Here is a 16,077-nt window from a genome sequence, read left to right as displayed (position 1 = left end):
TGCCCTGACCCGATCGCGTTGATCCGTACCACGGCCCGGGTCCGCCCACGCCTCTCACCTGCTGTCGCGCCTTTTACGATTCGTCAAGCCCGCTGTCGCCGCGCTTGCGCGGCAGCGGCCCGGGCCTCCGCGGCGCGGGGAACGCTCCTTTTCGGCCACAATCAAGGCATGAAGGGGGCGGCTGTGGACACGGGCGTGAGCTTCGCCGTCCTCGGCCCCCTGGAGGTGCGCCAGGGCGGGCGTCTGATCGAGGTCGGCGGGCAGCGGCTGCGGGCGCTGCTGACGCTGCTGCTCCTGGACGCCGGGCGAACCGTGCCCATGGACGCCCTCGTCGCCGGAGTGTGGGAGGACAATCCTCCGAACGGCGTGGGCAACGCCCTCCAGGCCCTGGTCTCCCGGCTGCGCGCCACGATCGACCGCGGCCTCGTGGTCGCCGACCCGTCCGGATATCGCCTCATGGTGTCGCCGGACCAGGTCGACGTGCACCTGTTCGCCCGCCTCGCCCGGGAGGGCCGCGCCGCGCTTATGGCGGGTGACGCCGAGAGGGCCGCGCTGACGCTCAGGGACGCGCTCGGCCTCTGGCGCGGCGCTCCGCTCACCGACCTGCACCCGTCCGGGCCGCGCGGCGGCGTCGAGGTCGCCCGGCTGCAAGAGCTGAGGATCGCCGCCGCCGAGGACCGGTTCGAGGCCGAACTCCTGCTGGGACGGTCCTCGGACCTGGTGCCCGAGATCCCCCCGCTGGTCGCCGCCCACCCACTGCGGGAGCGGCTGCGCGGCCAGCTCATGCGCGCACTTTACGGCTCAGGACGCCGGGTGGAGGCGCTCGCGGCCTACGAGGACGCCCGGGCCGCCTTCGCCGACCAGCTCGGCGCCGACCCGTCGCCCGCGCTCGCCGACCTTCACCTTTCCATGCTGCGCGGCGACCTCACGCTCCCCGTGCCCCCGGATCAAGGGCCGGGTCCGGATCGACGGCCGGGTCCAGACCGAGGGCCGGATTCGGGTCGAGGCAGGCCTGCGGCGCTGCCGCGGCCGGGCGTGGGCGCGAGAGCCGTACGGAAGGGGAACCTGCGGGCGCGGCTGACCAGCTTCGTCGGCAGGGAGGAGGACGTCGAGTGGGCGGGGGAGCTCCTGGCCGCCCACCGCCTGGTCACGCTGCTCGGCCCCGGAGGGGCGGGCAAGACGAGGCTCGCGGTCGAGTCCGCCGAGGCGTTCGCGGCCCGTGTCCCCGACGGGGCGTGGCTGGTGGAGCTGGCGCCGGTGCTCGACCCGGCGGAGCTCCCGCAGACCGTGCTCGCCGCACTGGGCCTGAGGGACACGGGCCTGGTCCCGGTCAGGGCCCCGTCGGCGAGTCAGGTGCCCGAGGCCGACCCGACCGGCCGCCTGCTCGCCGCCCTGTCGGGGCGCGCCATGCTGATCGTGCTCGACAACTGCGAGCACCTCATCGGCGCCGCCGCGACGCTCGCCGACCGGCTGCTCGCGGACTGCCCTGGCGTGCGGATCCTGGCGACCAGCCGTGAGCCCCTGGGGATCACCGGTGAGATGCTGTGGCCGGTCCGCCCGCTCGACCTCGACCATGCCGTACGGCTGTTCGCCGACCGGGCCGCGGCCGCCCGGCCGGGCTACCGGCCAGAGGACCACCGTGAGGCGGTCGAGCGCATCTGCCGCGGCCTCGACGGCATGCCGCTCGCCATCGAGCTGGCCGCCGCGCGGCTGCGCACCCTGTCCGCCGAGGTGATCGCCGACCGGCTCGGCGACCGGTTCCGCCTGCTCACCGGCGGGAGCCGTACGGCCATGCCGAGGCACCAGACCCTGCGGTCGGTCGTCGAGTGGAGCTGGGACCTGCTCGACGAGGAGGAGCGCGCGCTCGCGGCGCGCCTGGCCGTCTTCGCGGGCGGCGCCACGCTGGAGAGCGCCGAGCAGGTATGCGAGGGCGACGTCGACGTGCTGGGCCGCCTGGTCGACAAGTCGCTGGTGGTCTTCGACGGTGGCCGCTACCGGATGCTGGAGACGATCCGCGCCTACGCCGCCGAACGGCTGGCCGAGTCGGGCCACGAGCGCGACGTACGGCTGGCGCACGCCCAGTTCTTCGCCGACCTGGCCGAGGAGGCCGAGCCGCATCTGCGCCGCAGGGAGCAGGTGGAGTGGCTTCGGCGCCTGTCGGCCGAGCACGACAACCTCTCGGCGGCGCTGCGATGGGCGACCGACCAGGGTGAGGCCGACCTCGCTCTGCGGCTGGTCGGCGGGCTCGGTTGGTACTGGTGGCTGGTCGGCCACCGGCTGGAGGGCGCGCACCGGGCGGCCGACGCCATCCGCGTGGCGGGGCACGGCGATCCCTTGAAACTGGCCCTGGCCAACGCCGTCCACGGCATCACCTGGGCCGGCGGGGCGATGACCTCGGATGAGGCCCGCGTGAGCCTGACGGCGGCGATCGAGCTCGCGGCGTCCGGCGCGACCGGCCCGCCCCATCCGCTGATCGCGCTGGCGATGCCCGTGCTCGCGCTCTTCCTCGGCTCCGAGCCCCGAGCCGAGGCGTACCTGGAGGACCTGCTGCACCACCCGGATCCCTGGGTGGTGGCCGCCGCGCACATGTTCCGGGGGCACCTGCATTTCAACGGCGGCCGCGCGGCGGAGGCCGAGGCCGACATCCGGACCTCGCTCGACGGGTTCCGCGCGGTCGGCGACCGATGGGGGATGGGCAACGCCCTCGCCGCCCTCGCCGAGGCCAGCACGATGCGCGGCGACACGGCCGCGGCCATCCCGGTCATGGAGGAGGCCATCGCGCTCGTCAACGAGGTCGGTGCGGTGGAGGACACCCCGTACATGCGGGCCCGCCTCGCGATCGCCCTCAACGCGGCCGGTGACCGGCAGGCCGCGATCGCCGTGCTGGACGAGACAGACCGGTTCTGCGCCGGCGTCGGGGACACGGTCGGGAATGCCGGCGTGCGGCACATCCGGGGCGACTTCAGCCGTGAGGACGGCGACTTCGACGCGGCCCGCACGCATTATCAGGAGGCGCTGCGGCTGCTGGACGGCCGCGGCGGCCTGGTTTCGAAGCAGTTCGAGGCCACGCTCAGCGCGTCCCTCGGCATGCTGGCCGAGCAGGAGGGGGACGCCCGCCGGGCCCGGCGGCTCCACGGGGAGGCGCTCGCCCTGGCGGTCGAGGCCCAGGACGGGCCGGTCGTCGGACACGTGATCATCGGATACGCCTGCCTCGCCGCGCTCGAAGGCGACCACACCAGGGCGGCCGTGCTCCTCGGCGGGGCGGGTGCCATCCGGGGGTTCTTCGACGTCGTGGGCTTCGACCACGTCCGCGTCACCGAGGCCGCGAAGGCGGCGCTCGGGCACGGAGAGTTCACCCGGTGCCACGAGCGCGGCCGCGCGATGACCAGGGACGAGGTCGTCGCCTTCGCCAGGTAGGGCTGAGCCTCGCTCCACCGCCGTGGCCGCCGTTCGGCATCCGGTTCAGATCCGGTTGCGGAAGGCCCGGATCGAGAACGGGGCGAAGACCAGCACCAGCCCGGCGGCCCACAGGAGCGAGATGACCGCGTGCGACGCGACCGGGCCGCCGCCCAGCAGCCCGCGCACCGCGTCCGCGAGGTGGCTCACCGGGTTGACCTCGACCCACTTCTGCAGCCAGGTCGGGAGCGTCTTCGTCGGGACGAAGGCGTTGCTGGTGAAGGTGATCGGCATCATCAGGGAGAACATCAGGATCTGCACCTTCTCCTGGTCGGCCGCCTTGAGGCCCACGAGCACCGCGACCCACGACATGGCGAGGGCGAAGGTCAGCAGCAGCGCCAGCGCGCCGAGGACGCCGGCCACGCCCGTGTGGACGCGGAACCCGAGGACCATGCCGAGTCCCAGGAACAGGGCGAAGGCCCACACCTGCTTGAGGTTGTCGGCGACGATCCGTCCCGCCAGCGGGGCGGATCGCGCGATCGGCAGGCTGCGCAACCGGTCGAACACGCCCTTGGTGATGTCGGTGTTCAGCCCGACCGCCGTGGTCATGCTCGCGAACAGCATGTTCTGCGCCACCAGGCCGGGCAGCGCGAACTGCAGGTAGTCACCCGTCGAGCCCGCGATGGCCCCGCCGAACACGTAGGTGAACAGCAGCAGGAACATGATGGGCTGGATGCTGAGATCGAGCAGCTCCATGGGGTTGTGCTTGACCTGCACCAGGCTCCGCCACGCCAGCGTCATGGTGTGGCGGAGGGTGGCCGCGGGGCTGACCCGCGGCGAGACGACGACCGCCGGGGCGGTCTGGGTGATCGCTGTCATTGCCTCTCCTCAACGATGACGCCCGTGGCGCCGTGGGTCTCCCGCCGGATGCCCCGCGGGTCTCTGTCCGATGTGCTCACGCCGCGGCCTCCTCGGTCTCCGACGGCTCCTCGGCCCGGTGGCCGGTCAGCACCAGGAACACCTCGTCGAGGCTCGACTTGCGCAGCGACAGCTCGGCCGCGATGACGCCCAGGTCGTCGAGGCGGCGGACGATCGCCGGGACGACCGCGGGATCCCGCACGGCGGCCGTCACGAGGCCCCCGGAGAGGTCCGGCGCGGTGCCGAGGACGTCGCCCACCACTCGCGCGACCAGGTCGGCATGAGCGGCCTCGGCGGGCCGGACCTCCAGCACCTGACCGCCGGTGGTCGCCTTCAGCTCGTCAGACGTGCCGGACGCGATCACCTTGCCGTGGTCGAACACGATGATGTCGTCGGCCAGTTGGTCGGCCTCCTCCAGATACTGCGTCGTCAGGAGCACGGTCACGCCCTCGCTCTGGAGGTCGCGCACGACGCCCCACAGCTCGGTGCGGCTGCGCGGGTCGAGACCGGTCGTCGGCTCGTCCAGGAAGAGCACCGTGGGGTGCCCGATCAGGCTCGCCGCGAGGTCGAGGCGGCGGCGCATGCCGCCCGAGTATGTCTTCGCGGCCCGGCCGCCGGCCTCGGTCAGGTCGAAGCGCTCCAGCAGCTCGGCGGCGCGCCGCCGAGCGTCGGCCCTCGGCATGTCGAGCAGCCTGCCGATCATCACCAGGTTCTCCACGCCGGTCAGCGCCTCGTCGACCGCCGCGTACTGACCCGTGAGGCCGATCAGGGACCGCACCTGGTGGGCCTGCCGTACGACGTCGAACCCGCCCACCTGCGCCCGGCCCCCGTCCGGCCGCAGCAGGGTGGCGAGGATGCGCACCGCCGTGGTCTTCCCCGCGCCGTTCGGCCCCAGCACGCCGAGCAGGCGCCCCTCTGGGACTTCGAGATCCACCCCGTCGAGGGCCCTGGTGTCGCCGTAGCGCTTGGCCAGCCCCTCGGCCTGGATCGCGTATCTCATGATTGTTCTCCCTTGCTTCGGTCACCCCAACCCTGGACCATGGCACTGACAGTTTTCTGAGGGCTCGCTGAGAGCGGCGGACATGCTCTCTAGGGCGGGTATCAGCCGCTGACAGATCGCTGACGGCCTTCCCGCGATCTCTTAGGGTGGGAATGTGAGAGGTCCGCTGCGGGATCCCGCCCACTCCGTGTCGCGGCGCGCGATCGCGCTGTGGCTTGTGGAGGCGCTGATCGGGTTCGGCTTCCTGGTCGGCGGCGCGGCGCTGGTCGCGTACTGGATCGGCGGCAGCGACTGGGCGCTGGTGCCCGGCTGGCTGTCGGACCACGCGTGGCTGCTGCCCGTGGCCGTCGCCGTCGTGATGCTCCCCTTTGTGATCATCGAGCCGCTGTGGCGCTATGCCGTCCACCGCTGGGAGCTGTCCGGGGACGTGGTCTACGCCCGCTCCGGGTGGCTCAGCCGTGAATGGGTCTTCGTGCCGGTCAGCCGCATCCAGACCGTCGACAAGGCCCAGGGCTGGTTCGAGCGCGTGCTGCGCCTGGCCACCGTGCGGATCAGGACGGCGTCACACGCCGGGTCGTCCACGATCCAGGGTCTCGACTACGAGGTGGCCGCCCGCCTGGCGGAGGAGCTGGCCCGCCGGGCCCAGGAGCTCAGGGACGACGCCACGTGACCGGCCCCGGCTCTCCCCCTTCCCGGCCCGGTACGGCACAGCCGGGGCGGCAGCCGTACGGGCAGGGGGCCTCGCGGCTGAGCCCGCGCGTCCTGCTGATCGACCCCATCCGGATGCTGCCCTCGCTGTTCCTGCCGCTGATGGGCGTGCTGGTGGCGGGCGGGTTCTCGCCCACGTCGTTCAGCTGGGCGGCGTTCGGCGTGGCCGGGTCTGTTTTGTACGCGGTGATCCGATGGGCGACGTTCACCTACAGCGTCACCGGTGACCGCGTGGAGCTGACCAGGGCGTTCGTCGGCCGTTCGGTCCGGACGATCCCTTTGGAGCGGATCCGCGGCGTCGACATCACCACCCCGCCTCTGCATCGCCTCCTCGGCCTCGCCGTACTGAAGATCGACACGGGTGCGGGCGGCCGGGACGAGGAGGGCGAGCTCGACGGGCTCACGATGGAGGAGGCCGAGCGGCTGCGCGCCGTGCTGCTCTCCCGCAGGCCCGTGTCGCCGCTGTCGTCCGCGTCGCCGGTGTCGCCGCTGTCGTCGGTGGCGCCGTCCGATTCGCCGTCCGCCGGCGCTTCCAGCGTGCCTTCCGGCGTACGTCCGGCGATGTCGCCGGACGTCGACGCGACCCTTCCCCACCCGGAGGGAAGCCTGGCCCGCGACCACGCCGGGTCCGATATGCCATCGAATGCCGGATCGAACGCCGGATCGGGTGTTCCGGCGTTTCCTGCCGGGACCGGGACCGCCGCTCATACGCCCGTCCCCGCCGTTCATTTGCCGGAGCGGGTGCATGCTCGCGTGCCGCGGTCCTGGCTCAGGTACGGCCCGCTGTCGGGGGCGTATCTCCTGACCCCGTTCGCGCTGGCCGCGGGCGCGGTCGGCCTGATCTTCCAATGGGGTGACGAGCTCGGCCTCACCGAACGGACCGTCAGGCGGGCCGTGGAGTGGGTCTGGGCCCATCCCGTCCTGCCGGTCGCCGTCGTGGTCCTGCTGGTGCTGGCTATGCCGCTGGCCGGTGGCATCACGTACGCGATCTTCAACTGGGACTTCTCCCTTCGCTCCCGAGACGGGTACCTCATCGCTGAGCGCGGGCTGGTCACTCGCCGTGCGGTGTCGCTGGAGCTGCGCCGCATCAGGGGATACGAGCTGGTCGACGGGCTGATCGAGCGCTGGGTGGGGGTCGTGCGGCTGTGGGCGGTGGTCACCGGCCTGGGAGACTCCCAGACCCGGGGGCAGTTGCTGCCCGTGACGCCCAGGGAGTTCGCCGTCGCGGTGGCCTCCGAGGTCATCGGGCCCTTCTCGGCCCCGCTGCGGCCGCATCCGCCTCAGGCGCGCCGCCGGAGGCTGTTCCGCGCCGTCGCGCCTTGGCTGGTCACCGCCGTGGTGGCGCTCGCGCTGGGATGGGCCGTCGTGGCGCTCGCCGCTCTCGCTCTGGCCGCCGTCGGCATCCCTCTGGGGCTCGACCGCTATCGCTCTCTCGGACACGCGTACGACGGCACGCGGCTGTCGGTCCGCTCAGGATCGCTCCGACGGGGGCAGGCCGTGGTGGAGCGCCGCGCGATCGTCGGCTGGACCGTGCGGCAGACGCTGTTCCAGCGTTCGTCAGGCGTGCTGACGGTCGTCGCCGGGGTCGGCGCGGGCAGCGGCGGCTATCTCGCGATCGACACGGGGGAGACCCAGGGTGTCGAGTTCGCCGCCGAGGTCACCCCCGGCTGGATCCGCCCGTTCCTCAGCAAGCCGCCGTCGTAGTCGTCCTCGTGGTCGGCCCCGGCGTCGGTGCCGTCGAGCTCGGCGGCGAAGATCCGCATGCCGCCCACCAAGTGGGCAAGTTCCGTGCGCACGTCCCACCCTTGGCACGGCGTGGTGGCTCAGTCCTGCTTGCGGGCTCCGAACATGATCTCGTCCCAGGTCGGGACCGAGGCGCGGCGGCCTCGGGACTTCCTCGGGCGCGGAGGGGCCGGCTTCGGAACAGGCGGTGCGGGCGTCTCAGGCTTGACGTCCTTAGCTGTGTCCTTCGCGACGTCCTTGCCAGTGTCCCTCGTGACGTCTTTCGCGGCGTCCTCGGCAGTGTCCTCGGCGGTGTCCCGCGTGGCGTCCTTCGCGATGCCCGCGGGAGGAGCCGCTGTGCTGCTCGACGCCACCTCGGCAGCAGCCTTCGCGCCGCTCTCAGCGGCGTCGGGCTGCACGGCGTCCGAAGCGCTCTTCGTGCTGCTTCCGGCGGCGGCTGCGGCTACCGCGGCGGCGTCCGCAGTGCTCTTCGCGCCGCTCCCAATGACGTCCGGTGCGCTGCTTCCGGCGGCGATCGGGTCGGCGGCGTCCGAAGGGCTCTTCACGTTCGCCGCGGCCACCTCCGAGGCGCCGGTGACGGGGTCCGGGGTCTTGGCGGCGCTCGCGGCGGCGCTGTCCCTTTCGCCGTCCTCGGCGCTCTCCCCGTCACTGGGCCGGAGGCGGCCCTCGCCGCCGTCTACGGCGATCGTGGGCGTACGGCCGGCGTCGCTCGTCTTGGCGGCGGGCTGTGGGCCAGACTCGCCGGCCACCGGGCCCGGCGACACAGAGCTGAGCGCACCCTCGGACGTGCCGACGGTGGTGCCGGGCGTCGCTTCAGCGGGCCTGTCGGCACGGGGCACGTTGCCGGTCTGGCTCGCGGCCGCAGCAGGCGTGGTGTCAGCGCGGTCGCCGGCCTGAACCCCAGCCGTGGTGGCGGATGCCTCGCGAGCGGCGGATGCCTCCTCCGGAGCGGTGGACGCATCCGGCCGACCGAGGGAGGAGGGTGCGTCGTCCGCGGCGGAAGCGGTGAGTGCCTCCTCCGTAGTGGGCTCGGTGCGTGCGTCGTTCCCAGTGGGTGCGGCCGATGCGCCGTCCACAGAGGCGGTGACGGCCTCCTCCCTGGCGGGGGCGGTGGACGCCGTGGCCGCACTGGGGGCGGCGGGTGCCCCTTCCGCAGTGGTCTTCGAGGTCGCGGGCCGCTGCTCGGGATCCGCCACGGGGCGCAGCACGACGGGGCGATCGGCAGGGCGATCGGCAGCGCGATCGGCAGCGCGATCGACAGGGCCCGCCGACGTGTCGTGAAGCTGCGGTTGCTGCCCGGGAGGGGCGAGCCTCTGGACGACCGGCGTCGCCTCCGGCGGGCGGGTGGCTGACGCCTCTTCCCGCTCGACCACGGGTTCCGGAAGTCGGGCGACCCGAGCTTCCGGCTCGACCGAGGGCTCGGGCAGGCGGGCGACGCGAGCGGTTTCCGGCTCGGTCACAGGCTCGGGCGGGCGGGTGGCTGACGCCTCTTCCGGCTCGACCACGGGGTCGGGGAGGCGGAAGGGCACAGGGATCGGCTCGGGCCGGTACGCCGCGGGCTCCTCGTGGCGCGGCTCCGGCCAGGTGGCGGGCTCCTGCCGGGTGGGTTCCTGCCGGGCGGGCGGCTCAAGGCGGGCGGGCGGCTCGTGGCGCAGCGGTGCCTCCAGGCGGCCCGGAGGCTCGTGCCGTACGGCGGGCTCGGCGAGGGCGGCGGGCTCATGCCAGGCGGGGGGCTCGAAGCGCCCCGGGGGCTCGGCCAGGGCGGCGGGCTCGTGCCGTACGGGGTCATGCCGGAGCGGCTCGTGCCGTACGGGGGGAAAGTCGTATTCGGCCTCGGCCCGGCCGGACGGCTCCTGGCGGGCGGGGGGAAGGGTGGAATCCGGAAGCGGCGGCACGGGGGCGAGCTTGGACGCGAGCCGCGGCACGAAGGGACGCACGGTCGCGTCGTCCCTGGCCGGCTCGACGTACTCGGCCGCGGACAGGCGCATGGCCTCGTCGTCGTTGGGCGTGATGTGGCGGCGGCGGGGGTCGAACAGCCACTCGGCGTGCCGGGTGTGCCCGTTCCAGACGAAGCCGAGCTTCACCCGCCAGAGGTTGTCGTCGCGCTTCGAGGAGTCCCAGTCGATCTCGTCGGCGGGGACGCCGCGCCGGGTCAGCCGCTCCGCGACGAGATCGCCCAGCGTGGGACCCGGCGTGTTCTCGCCGGGCATGCGGACGGAGACGCGCTGAGCCTGCTGGGCCATGTACTCGCGCTCCTGGAGAACGGGTCCCTCGAACCAGCGGACGCGTTCCACCGGGATTCCGGCGGTGGCCGCGATCTCCTCCGCCGTTTCGCCGGCGCGGATACGAGCCTGGATCTCCTTGGGGCGCAACGGACTCTCCACTTCGATCTCGTACTGGCCGAGACGGGAGAAGTTGCCGCGGACCGCCGCGCGGAGCCGATCGTCGACGGGAAGCGTGAACCGCGTACCCCGCCCGGCCGTGGCCAGGACGAGATACGTACCGTCCTCACTTACCGCGACGAGGCGGAGCTCCTGCATGCGAGTCCCTTCGTCGTCGTGCTGAGTCTTCCCCCGGACCCTTGAGTCTCTCGCGTGAGCCGGTTGCCTTCCAGCACCGTACCCGGCATGTCCGAACATCGCCTCGCCCAGGGGCGGGGAGGATGTTGTGACCCCGGTCACATTAGTCTCGTTCACCTTGCTACAGACCGCCGGTCGAGGGGAAGCGGCCGGGCGCCTTGGACCAATTGTCCCGGATTTGTCCCCGGATGCCGCCGGTCGCGGTGGCGGACTCCGGTGAGGACGCGAGAGAGCGGGTCGTTCTTCCTGAGGTGGTGCGCGCCTTCCGTCCTTCCCCAGAACGGCGACGTCGTGAGCGACTCGGTGAGCGACTCGGTGAGCGGCGTCGGGGCCGCGGTGGCGGCCCGGGCCGCGTGAAGCGTCGGGCCGGATCCGCGAGAGGGGTTCATCTGGTCGTGCTCCCTCGGGGTCGAATGGCGCGCCGGGCTCAGGTCGCCCGTGTTCCGCAATGTGCCTGCCCCGGAGCCCGCCGACGCAACGGGACACGCCCGGCCGGCCCGATCAGGGGAACGGGCTTTACGCCGCCGTGGGGTACGCGCCCCGGTGCCGTACGGCTCGCCCGCCCGCCCCCATCCCCCGCGTGATCATGCGCGGATTCCTGATCAGGCCTGGCCGGAACCCTCGGTGATCATGCGCTTTGCTCGGGCGCATCCGGCGGCGTGCCGAGGGCCCGGTTCAGGTAGTCGTTGGTGAAAAGGCCCTGCGGGTCGAGCTTGTCGCGCAGCGCCACGAAGTCGGCGAACTTCGGGTAGACCGTGCGGAGGTAGGCCGCGTCGCGGGTGTGCAGCTTGCCCCAGTGCGGCCGGCCCTGGAGCCTCGTCATGATCTCCTCGACGCCCTCGAAGTAGGCGTCGTTCGGCGTCGGCCGGTAGATGTGGCAGGCGACGTACGCCGACGGCCTGCCGTACGCGGTGGAGAGCCAGGCGTCGGACGGCGGCGTCACCCTGACCTCGACCGGGAAGGTGATCTTCCACCCGGCCCTCTCGATGAGGTCGCGCGTCTCCCTCAGCGCCTGGGCGAGATGGTGGCGCGGTATGGCGTACTCCATCTCCAGGAACCGGACCTCGCGCACGGACGTGAAGACCTTGTACGAGCGGTCGGCGAACTCCGACGCGCTCAGCACGCTCGCCGAGATCGCGTTGATCCGGGGAATGGCGCCGGGGAAGCGGGCGCCCACCGCGCACACGGCACCGAAGAGCGTGTTCTCCAGGAACACGTTGTCCAGCCAGTGCTTGAAGGCTCCCGGAGGGCGGGCCGGGCCGGGGGAGCGGTTGTTCCGCTTGACCAGGCACGTGTCGGTGTGCGGCAGCCAGAAGAAGTCAAGATGCTCGTTGGCCTCGGTCAGCTCGTCGAGCGACTCCAGGATGCCGCTGAACGGCAGCGGTTCGCGGCGGCTGCGGAGGAGGAAGGCGGGCTCGACCCGGAACGTCACCGCGGTGAGGATGCCGAGCGCCCCCAGGCCGACCCGGGCCGCGTCGAACAGGTCGCCGTCGCGCACGGTCGCGAGCGTGCCGTCGGCGAGGACGATGTCCATCTCGACGACCTGGTCGGCCAGGCCGCCGATCTCCCGGCCGGTGCCGTGGGTGCCGGTCTGGATGGCCCCCGCGACGGTCTGGGCGGTGATGTCGCCCATGTTGGCCAGGGCGAGGCCGCGCCGGTCCAGCTCCTCGTTGAGGGCGCGGAGCGGGGTGCCCGCGGCGACCTTGACCCACCCGTCGCCCCCGCCGAGGATGCCGGTCAGGGCCGTGGGCCGCAGCAGGATGCCGTCGGTGAGGGCCACGCCCGTGAACGAGTGCCCGGTGCCCGGCATGCGGACCCGGCGGCCGCTGCTCGACGCGTCCCGCACGGCCCGCGCCACCTCGTCCGCCGATGCGGGCGTACGGACCTCCGAGGGCGTGATCGACTGGTTCCGCGCCCAGTTGACGAAGGCGTCCATGTTCCTCCTTGCCCGGCGGCCTGCCCGGGCCCGCCAGGAACATGAACACTACTCATAAAGCTGGTGGCTGCCTATGGGTCAGGAGGTGCGCCGCTCCACCCGCATGAGCGCGGACCCGGTCACGCCCACCGCCACCGCCACGAGCGCGCAGGCGTAGGAGAAGCCGTACGCGTTGGAAGCGCCGTAGAGGTCGGTCAGCCGGCCGCCCGCCCAGGCGCCGACGGCCACCCCGAACCCGATGGACGTCGAGATCCACGACATGCCCTCGGTGAGCCGCGCGGCCGGGACCAGCCGCTCGATGAGCGAGAAACCGGTGATGAGGGTGGGCGAGATGGCCAGCCCGGCGAAGAACAGCGCGACGGACATGGCCCGGATGTCGTCCATCAGCAGCACCGGCGTCAGCCCCAGGGTGAACACCGACAGCCCCCTCACGAACCGGCCGCGGAGGCTGAGCTTCCAGTTGCGCGAGCCGTACCACAGGCCGGAGAGCATGCTGCCGCTCGCGACCGAGGCGAGCATGAGCCCGGCCGCGGCCTTGTTCCCGTGTTCCTCGGCGAAGGCGACGGTGATGATGTCCACCGAGCCGAACACCGACCCCATGGCGAGGAAGACGGCCGACAGCAGCGCCACCCCCGGGATCGCGATCGGCGACCCGGCGTCTCCACGGTGCCGCACGACGGGCGGTTCGGTCCCCCTGAGGGCGGCGAACACGAGCGTGCCGGCCACGGTCAGCGCGAGCGCCACGATGAGTCCCGAGTACACGCTGACCGTGGTCGCGAGGGCCGTCATGAACGCCGGGCCGCCCACGAAGATGACCTCGTCGGCCACCGACTCGAAGGAGAAGGCGGTGTGCAGCTTGGCGGAGTCGTCGAGCACGTGCGACCAGCGGGCCCGGACCATCGAGCCGAGGGAGGTGGCGGTGCCGCCGACGGCCACGCCGGTGGCGTAGAGCGTCCAGGTGGGAGCCTTGCCATGGGCGCACAGCATCAGCCCGGCGAGCGCGGCCCCGTGGAGGAGGACGAAGGGGACCAGCACCCTCGCCTGGCCGAACCTGTCCACGAGCCGGCCGGAGAGGGGAGCGGCGACGGCGTAGGCGAGCGACACCGTCGCGGCCACCGCGCCGGCGGTGGCGTACGAGCCGGTGAGTGCCGAGATGAGCAGGACGATGCCGATGCCGAGCATCGACATGGGGATCCGCCCGATGAACCCCGCGATCACGAAGCCCTTGACTCCAGGCGTGCCGAACAGCCCTCGGTACGGCCCGACCATGTCGCATTCCCCTTCGGCACTGCCTCGTGCGGCGAGCTCACGCGGAGGTGAGGTCGCCGTGCGTCCGGGCGCGCCATCTGGAGTGGCGGGCGGCCGCGGGTGATCGCACCCACGGCACGCGGACGGTGTTTTATCCTATTTGGACCTTGACGTACTTTTTACCCTGACGCACTGGCCCGTCAGGTGGCAAGTGATTTTTACGTCTCTGGGATGAAGGGTTTAACGTGAGCCCTGTGCGCCCTGTTCCCCGGTTCACGACCCTTCGCACCCTCGTGGCCGGGCTCGCGGCGGTGATCACGGTCGTCATCGCATCGGGATGCGCCTTCTTGATCCTGGACGGCGCTGGAACGCCCGGCGTCTCCATAGGCGAGGGAGACACGGGCGCGGGGGACACGGGCAAGGAGGACACAGGCGAGGGGGACACGGCCGGTCAGGGCCCGGCCGCGGCGCTCGTGCCGGATCCCACGCTGCCGTCGAACTCGCCGGTAATCGGCGGCCCCGGCGTCCAGGTCACCCCGCCACGGCTCATGGCGATCTCGCCGTCCCCGGTTTCGTCCAGGACGCTGCGGAAGATCGCCGCTCTCCGCCACGTGCAGAAGGTGGCGGCCACCGATGGCGGCACGGTGCGCATCTCCGGCAACGGCCTGCAGTTGCTCGCCGTCGATCCCGCCCAGTTCCGGTCGTGGACCCCCAGGCCGGTGGCGGAGCACCCCGAGGTGTGGAGCGCCCTGGCCCGGAACGAGTTCGTGGCCGACGGCGCGACGATCAAGCGGCTGGGCATGGTCCTGGGCGCCGAATACCAGCTCGACGGCGGCCCGCGACTGCGGGTGGCGGCCTCGGCGTCGCTGGGGCTTCCCGGAGTGGATGGCCTGATCAGCAAGGACCTCGGGCGGCGGCTCGGCTTCGCCTCCGGGGTGGTCGTCCTGGTCCACGGCGACTCCGGCAAGCTCGACGAGCACCGCGTCGAACGCCTGCTCGGCCCCAAGGCCCAGGTGGTGACCGTGGGCCCGACCCGTGCCGACCCCAAGCCTCCGCCGGCGGCGCGGCAGGCGCTCGTCGGACGGCCCGAGAGCTACCTGGAGCTCTACCAGCGTGCCGCGACCCTCTGCCCCGGCCTGTCCTGGACCGTGCTCGCCGCCATCGGGCAGGTGGAGAGCGGCCACGGGCGCAACAACGGGCCGTCGTCGGCGGGAGCGCTCGGACCCATGCAGTTCATGCCGAGCACCTGGAAGTCCTACGGGGTCGACGGCGACGGGGACGGCCAGGCCGACATCTGGAGCGCCTACGACGCCGTCCCGGCCGCCGCCAAGTATCTGTGCGCGAACGGCGCGGGGCTCGGCGGCGAGAAGCTCAGGAAGTCGGTGTGGTTCTACAACCACTCCTGGGCCTACGTGAACCGGGTCCTGTCCCTGGCCACCGCGTACGCCCGCACGTACTCCTGAGCCCTCCTGGGACTCCCGGGCCCTCCTGGGCCCTCCTGGGCCTCCTGACAGCGCGTACGGCCCCGGGCGTGCGCCTACGAGGCCGCCGGTCGCCTGACGGGGGCCGGGCAGCAGGTGGCGGCGCAGGGGGCGGGCTCCGGCTCGGCGAGCAGCTCGCTCACCATGGACACGAACCTCGGATGCGTGCCCGCCGTGGCCGCCCTGGTGAGCGCCATCCCGAGCTTGTCCGCCGTGGCCGCCGCCTCCACGTCGAGGTCGTAGACGACCTCCATGTGGTCGGAGACGAACCCGATGGGCACGAGCACGGCCGCCCGGACGCCCTCGGCGTGCAGCGCCTCCAGATGGTCCGAGACGTCGGGCTCCAGCCACGGGATGTGCGGCGGGCCGCTGCGGCTCTGCCAGACCAGGTCCCACGGCCGCGCTGTGTCCCCCGGCGTACTCACCTGTTCGGTGACGAGCGCGGCGGCCCTCCGGAGTTGGGCCTCGTACGCCCCGCCGGACGGCCCGGCCGTACGGGCCATGGAGACGGGGATGCTGTGCGCCGTGAAGACGAGGCGCGCGCCCTCCCGCTCGGCCTCCGGAAGCCGGTCCAGCGCCTCGCGGGTGTGGTCGGCCATCGCCGCGATGAAGCCCGGGTGGTCGAAGTAGTGGCGGAGCTTGACGATCTCCGGGGCGCCCGGGACGCTCGCCCGCGCCCGCGCGATGTCGTCGAGGTACTGACGGCAGCTGGAGTAGGAGCTGTAGGCCGCCGTTACGAACGCCGCCGCCTTCCGGACCCCGTCGGCGGCCATCTGACGGACGGTGTCCTCCAGGAACGGATGCCAGTTCCGGTTGCCCCAGTAGACGGGCAGGTCCACGTCGAGCGCGTCGATCAGGTCGCGGCACTGCCGGTTGATCGGGCTGACTCCGCCGAAGCCCTGGTAGTGCGCCTCGACCTCGAGCAGCCGCTCACGCGGCACCCCGCGCCCGCGGACCACATTCTCCAGGAACGGCATGACGTCCTCGGGCTTCTCCGGCCCCCCGAACGAGACGACGAGCAGCGCGTCGTAGGCGTTGGTGCTCCCCATGACCCACACCCTACGCGCG

11 protein-coding genes and 1 pseudogene are annotated in these 16,077 nt (G+C 72.6%); 5 read left to right on the top strand and 7 right to left on the bottom strand.

The window, feature by feature from the left end:
- Window positions 1-168: 168 nt before the first annotated feature.
- Window positions 169-3,417 (top strand): BTAD domain-containing putative transcriptional regulator, encoded by a 3,249-nt coding sequence (locus ABH927_RS10225; protein WP_370020191.1) that lies wholly within the window; start codon window positions 169-171, stop codon window positions 3,415-3,417.
- 45 nt (window positions 3,418-3,462) lie between these two features.
- On the opposite strand, the gene ABH927_RS10220 is transcribed toward ABH927_RS10225, so the two are convergent.
- Window positions 3,463-4,275, bottom strand: coding sequence for an ABC transporter permease (locus ABH927_RS10220; RefSeq protein ID WP_370020190.1), 813 nt, complete (start codon window positions 4,273-4,275; stop codon window positions 3,463-3,465).
- A gap of 76 nt (window positions 4,276-4,351) precedes the next feature.
- Complete coding sequence (locus ABH927_RS10215; protein ID WP_370020188.1) at window positions 4,352-5,314, bottom strand: ATP-binding cassette domain-containing protein; 963 nt, start codon at window positions 5,312-5,314, stop codon at window positions 4,352-4,354.
- Window positions 5,315-5,468: 154 nt separating this feature from the next.
- Between ABH927_RS10215 and ABH927_RS10210 the strand changes: the two genes are divergently transcribed.
- Both ABH927_RS10210 and ABH927_RS10205 read left to right on the top strand, forming a co-directional pair.
- Window positions 5,469-5,984 (top strand): PH domain-containing protein, encoded by a 516-nt coding sequence (locus tag ABH927_RS10210; RefSeq protein WP_370020186.1) that lies wholly within the window; start codon window positions 5,469-5,471, stop codon window positions 5,982-5,984.
- On the top strand, window positions 5,981-7,726 hold the full coding sequence (locus tag ABH927_RS10205; RefSeq protein WP_370020185.1) for a PH domain-containing protein: 1,746 nt from the start codon (window positions 5,981-5,983) through the stop codon (window positions 7,724-7,726). Before ABH927_RS10210 ends, ABH927_RS10205 begins: the two co-directional genes overlap by 4 nt.
- An 11-nt stretch (window positions 7,727-7,737) precedes the next feature.
- Here ABH927_RS10205 and ABH927_RS34190 read toward each other — a convergent pair.
- Together ABH927_RS34190 and sepH are read right to left on the bottom strand one after the other, a co-directional pair.
- A pseudogene (locus ABH927_RS34190) lies at window positions 7,738-7,830 on the bottom strand (hypothetical protein); the annotation flags it as partial.
- Window positions 7,831-7,845: 15 nt separating this feature from the next.
- Window positions 7,846-10,305, bottom strand: coding sequence for a septation protein SepH (sepH, locus tag ABH927_RS10195; RefSeq protein ID WP_370020183.1), 2,460 nt, complete (start codon window positions 10,303-10,305; stop codon window positions 7,846-7,848).
- A gap of 255 nt (window positions 10,306-10,560) precedes the next feature.
- Between sepH and ABH927_RS10190 the strand changes: the two genes are divergently transcribed.
- A complete protein-coding gene (locus ABH927_RS10190) occupies window positions 10,561-10,701 on the top strand; it encodes a hypothetical protein (protein ID WP_370020181.1) in 141 nt (46 codons plus the stop codon).
- Between the two features lie 271 nt (window positions 10,702-10,972).
- Here ABH927_RS10190 and ABH927_RS10185 read toward each other — a convergent pair whose 3' ends face one another.
- Window positions 10,973-12,280 (bottom strand): D-arabinono-1,4-lactone oxidase, encoded by a 1,308-nt coding sequence (locus ABH927_RS10185; RefSeq protein ID WP_370020180.1) that lies wholly within the window; start codon window positions 12,278-12,280, stop codon window positions 10,973-10,975.
- A 78-nt stretch (window positions 12,281-12,358) separates the two neighbouring features.
- Window positions 12,359-13,549, bottom strand: coding sequence for an MFS transporter (locus ABH927_RS10180; RefSeq protein ID WP_370020178.1), 1,191 nt, complete (start codon window positions 13,547-13,549; stop codon window positions 12,359-12,361).
- A 233-nt stretch (window positions 13,550-13,782) separates the two neighbouring features.
- Here ABH927_RS10180 and ABH927_RS10175 point away from each other — a divergent pair, with 233 nt between their 5' ends.
- A complete protein-coding gene (locus tag ABH927_RS10175; RefSeq protein WP_370020176.1) occupies window positions 13,783-14,991 on the top strand; it encodes a lytic transglycosylase domain-containing protein in 1,209 nt (402 codons plus the stop codon).
- Window positions 14,992-15,065: 74 nt separating this feature from the next.
- On the opposite strand, the gene ABH927_RS10170 is transcribed toward ABH927_RS10175, so the two are convergent.
- Window positions 15,066-16,058, bottom strand: a complete 993-nt coding sequence (locus ABH927_RS10170) for a ferrochelatase (protein ID WP_370020174.1) — start codon at window positions 16,056-16,058, stop codon at window positions 15,066-15,068.
- Between the last annotated feature and the right edge of the window lie 19 nt (window positions 16,059-16,077).

Origin of the sequence: Planotetraspora sp. GP83 (assembly GCF_041262585.1) — a bacterium.
In the GTDB taxonomy this organism is placed as follows: domain Bacteria; phylum Actinomycetota; class Actinomycetes; order Streptosporangiales; family Streptosporangiaceae; genus JAOEGB01.
This window is presented reverse-complemented; position numbering and strand designations above follow the sequence as displayed.

What these genes read in the sequence shown, in the direction of transcription:
- ABH927_RS10225 (WP_370020191.1), top strand. Translation starts at nt 169, where the DNA reads ATGAAGGGGGCGGCTGTGGACACGGGCGTGAGCTTCGCCGTCCTCGGC.
- ABH927_RS10220 (WP_370020190.1), bottom strand. Translation starts at nt 4,275, where the DNA reads ATGACAGCGATCACCCAGACCGCCCCGGCGGTCGTCGTCTCGCCGCGG.
- ABH927_RS10215 (WP_370020188.1), bottom strand. Translation starts at nt 5,314, where the DNA reads ATGAGATACGCGATCCAGGCCGAGGGGCTGGCCAAGCGCTACGGCGAC.
- sepH (WP_370020183.1), bottom strand. Translation starts at nt 10,305, where the DNA reads ATGCAGGAGCTCCGCCTCGTCGCGGTAAGTGAGGACGGTACGTATCTC.
- ABH927_RS10185 (WP_370020180.1), bottom strand. Translation starts at nt 12,280, where the DNA reads ATGGACGCCTTCGTCAACTGGGCGCGGAACCAGTCGATCACGCCCTCG.
- ABH927_RS10180 (WP_370020178.1), bottom strand. Translation starts at nt 13,549, where the DNA reads ATGGTCGGGCCGTACCGAGGGCTGTTCGGCACGCCTGGAGTCAAGGGC.
- ABH927_RS10170 (WP_370020174.1), bottom strand. Translation starts at nt 16,058, where the DNA reads ATGGGGAGCACCAACGCCTACGACGCGCTGCTCGTCGTCTCGTTCGGG.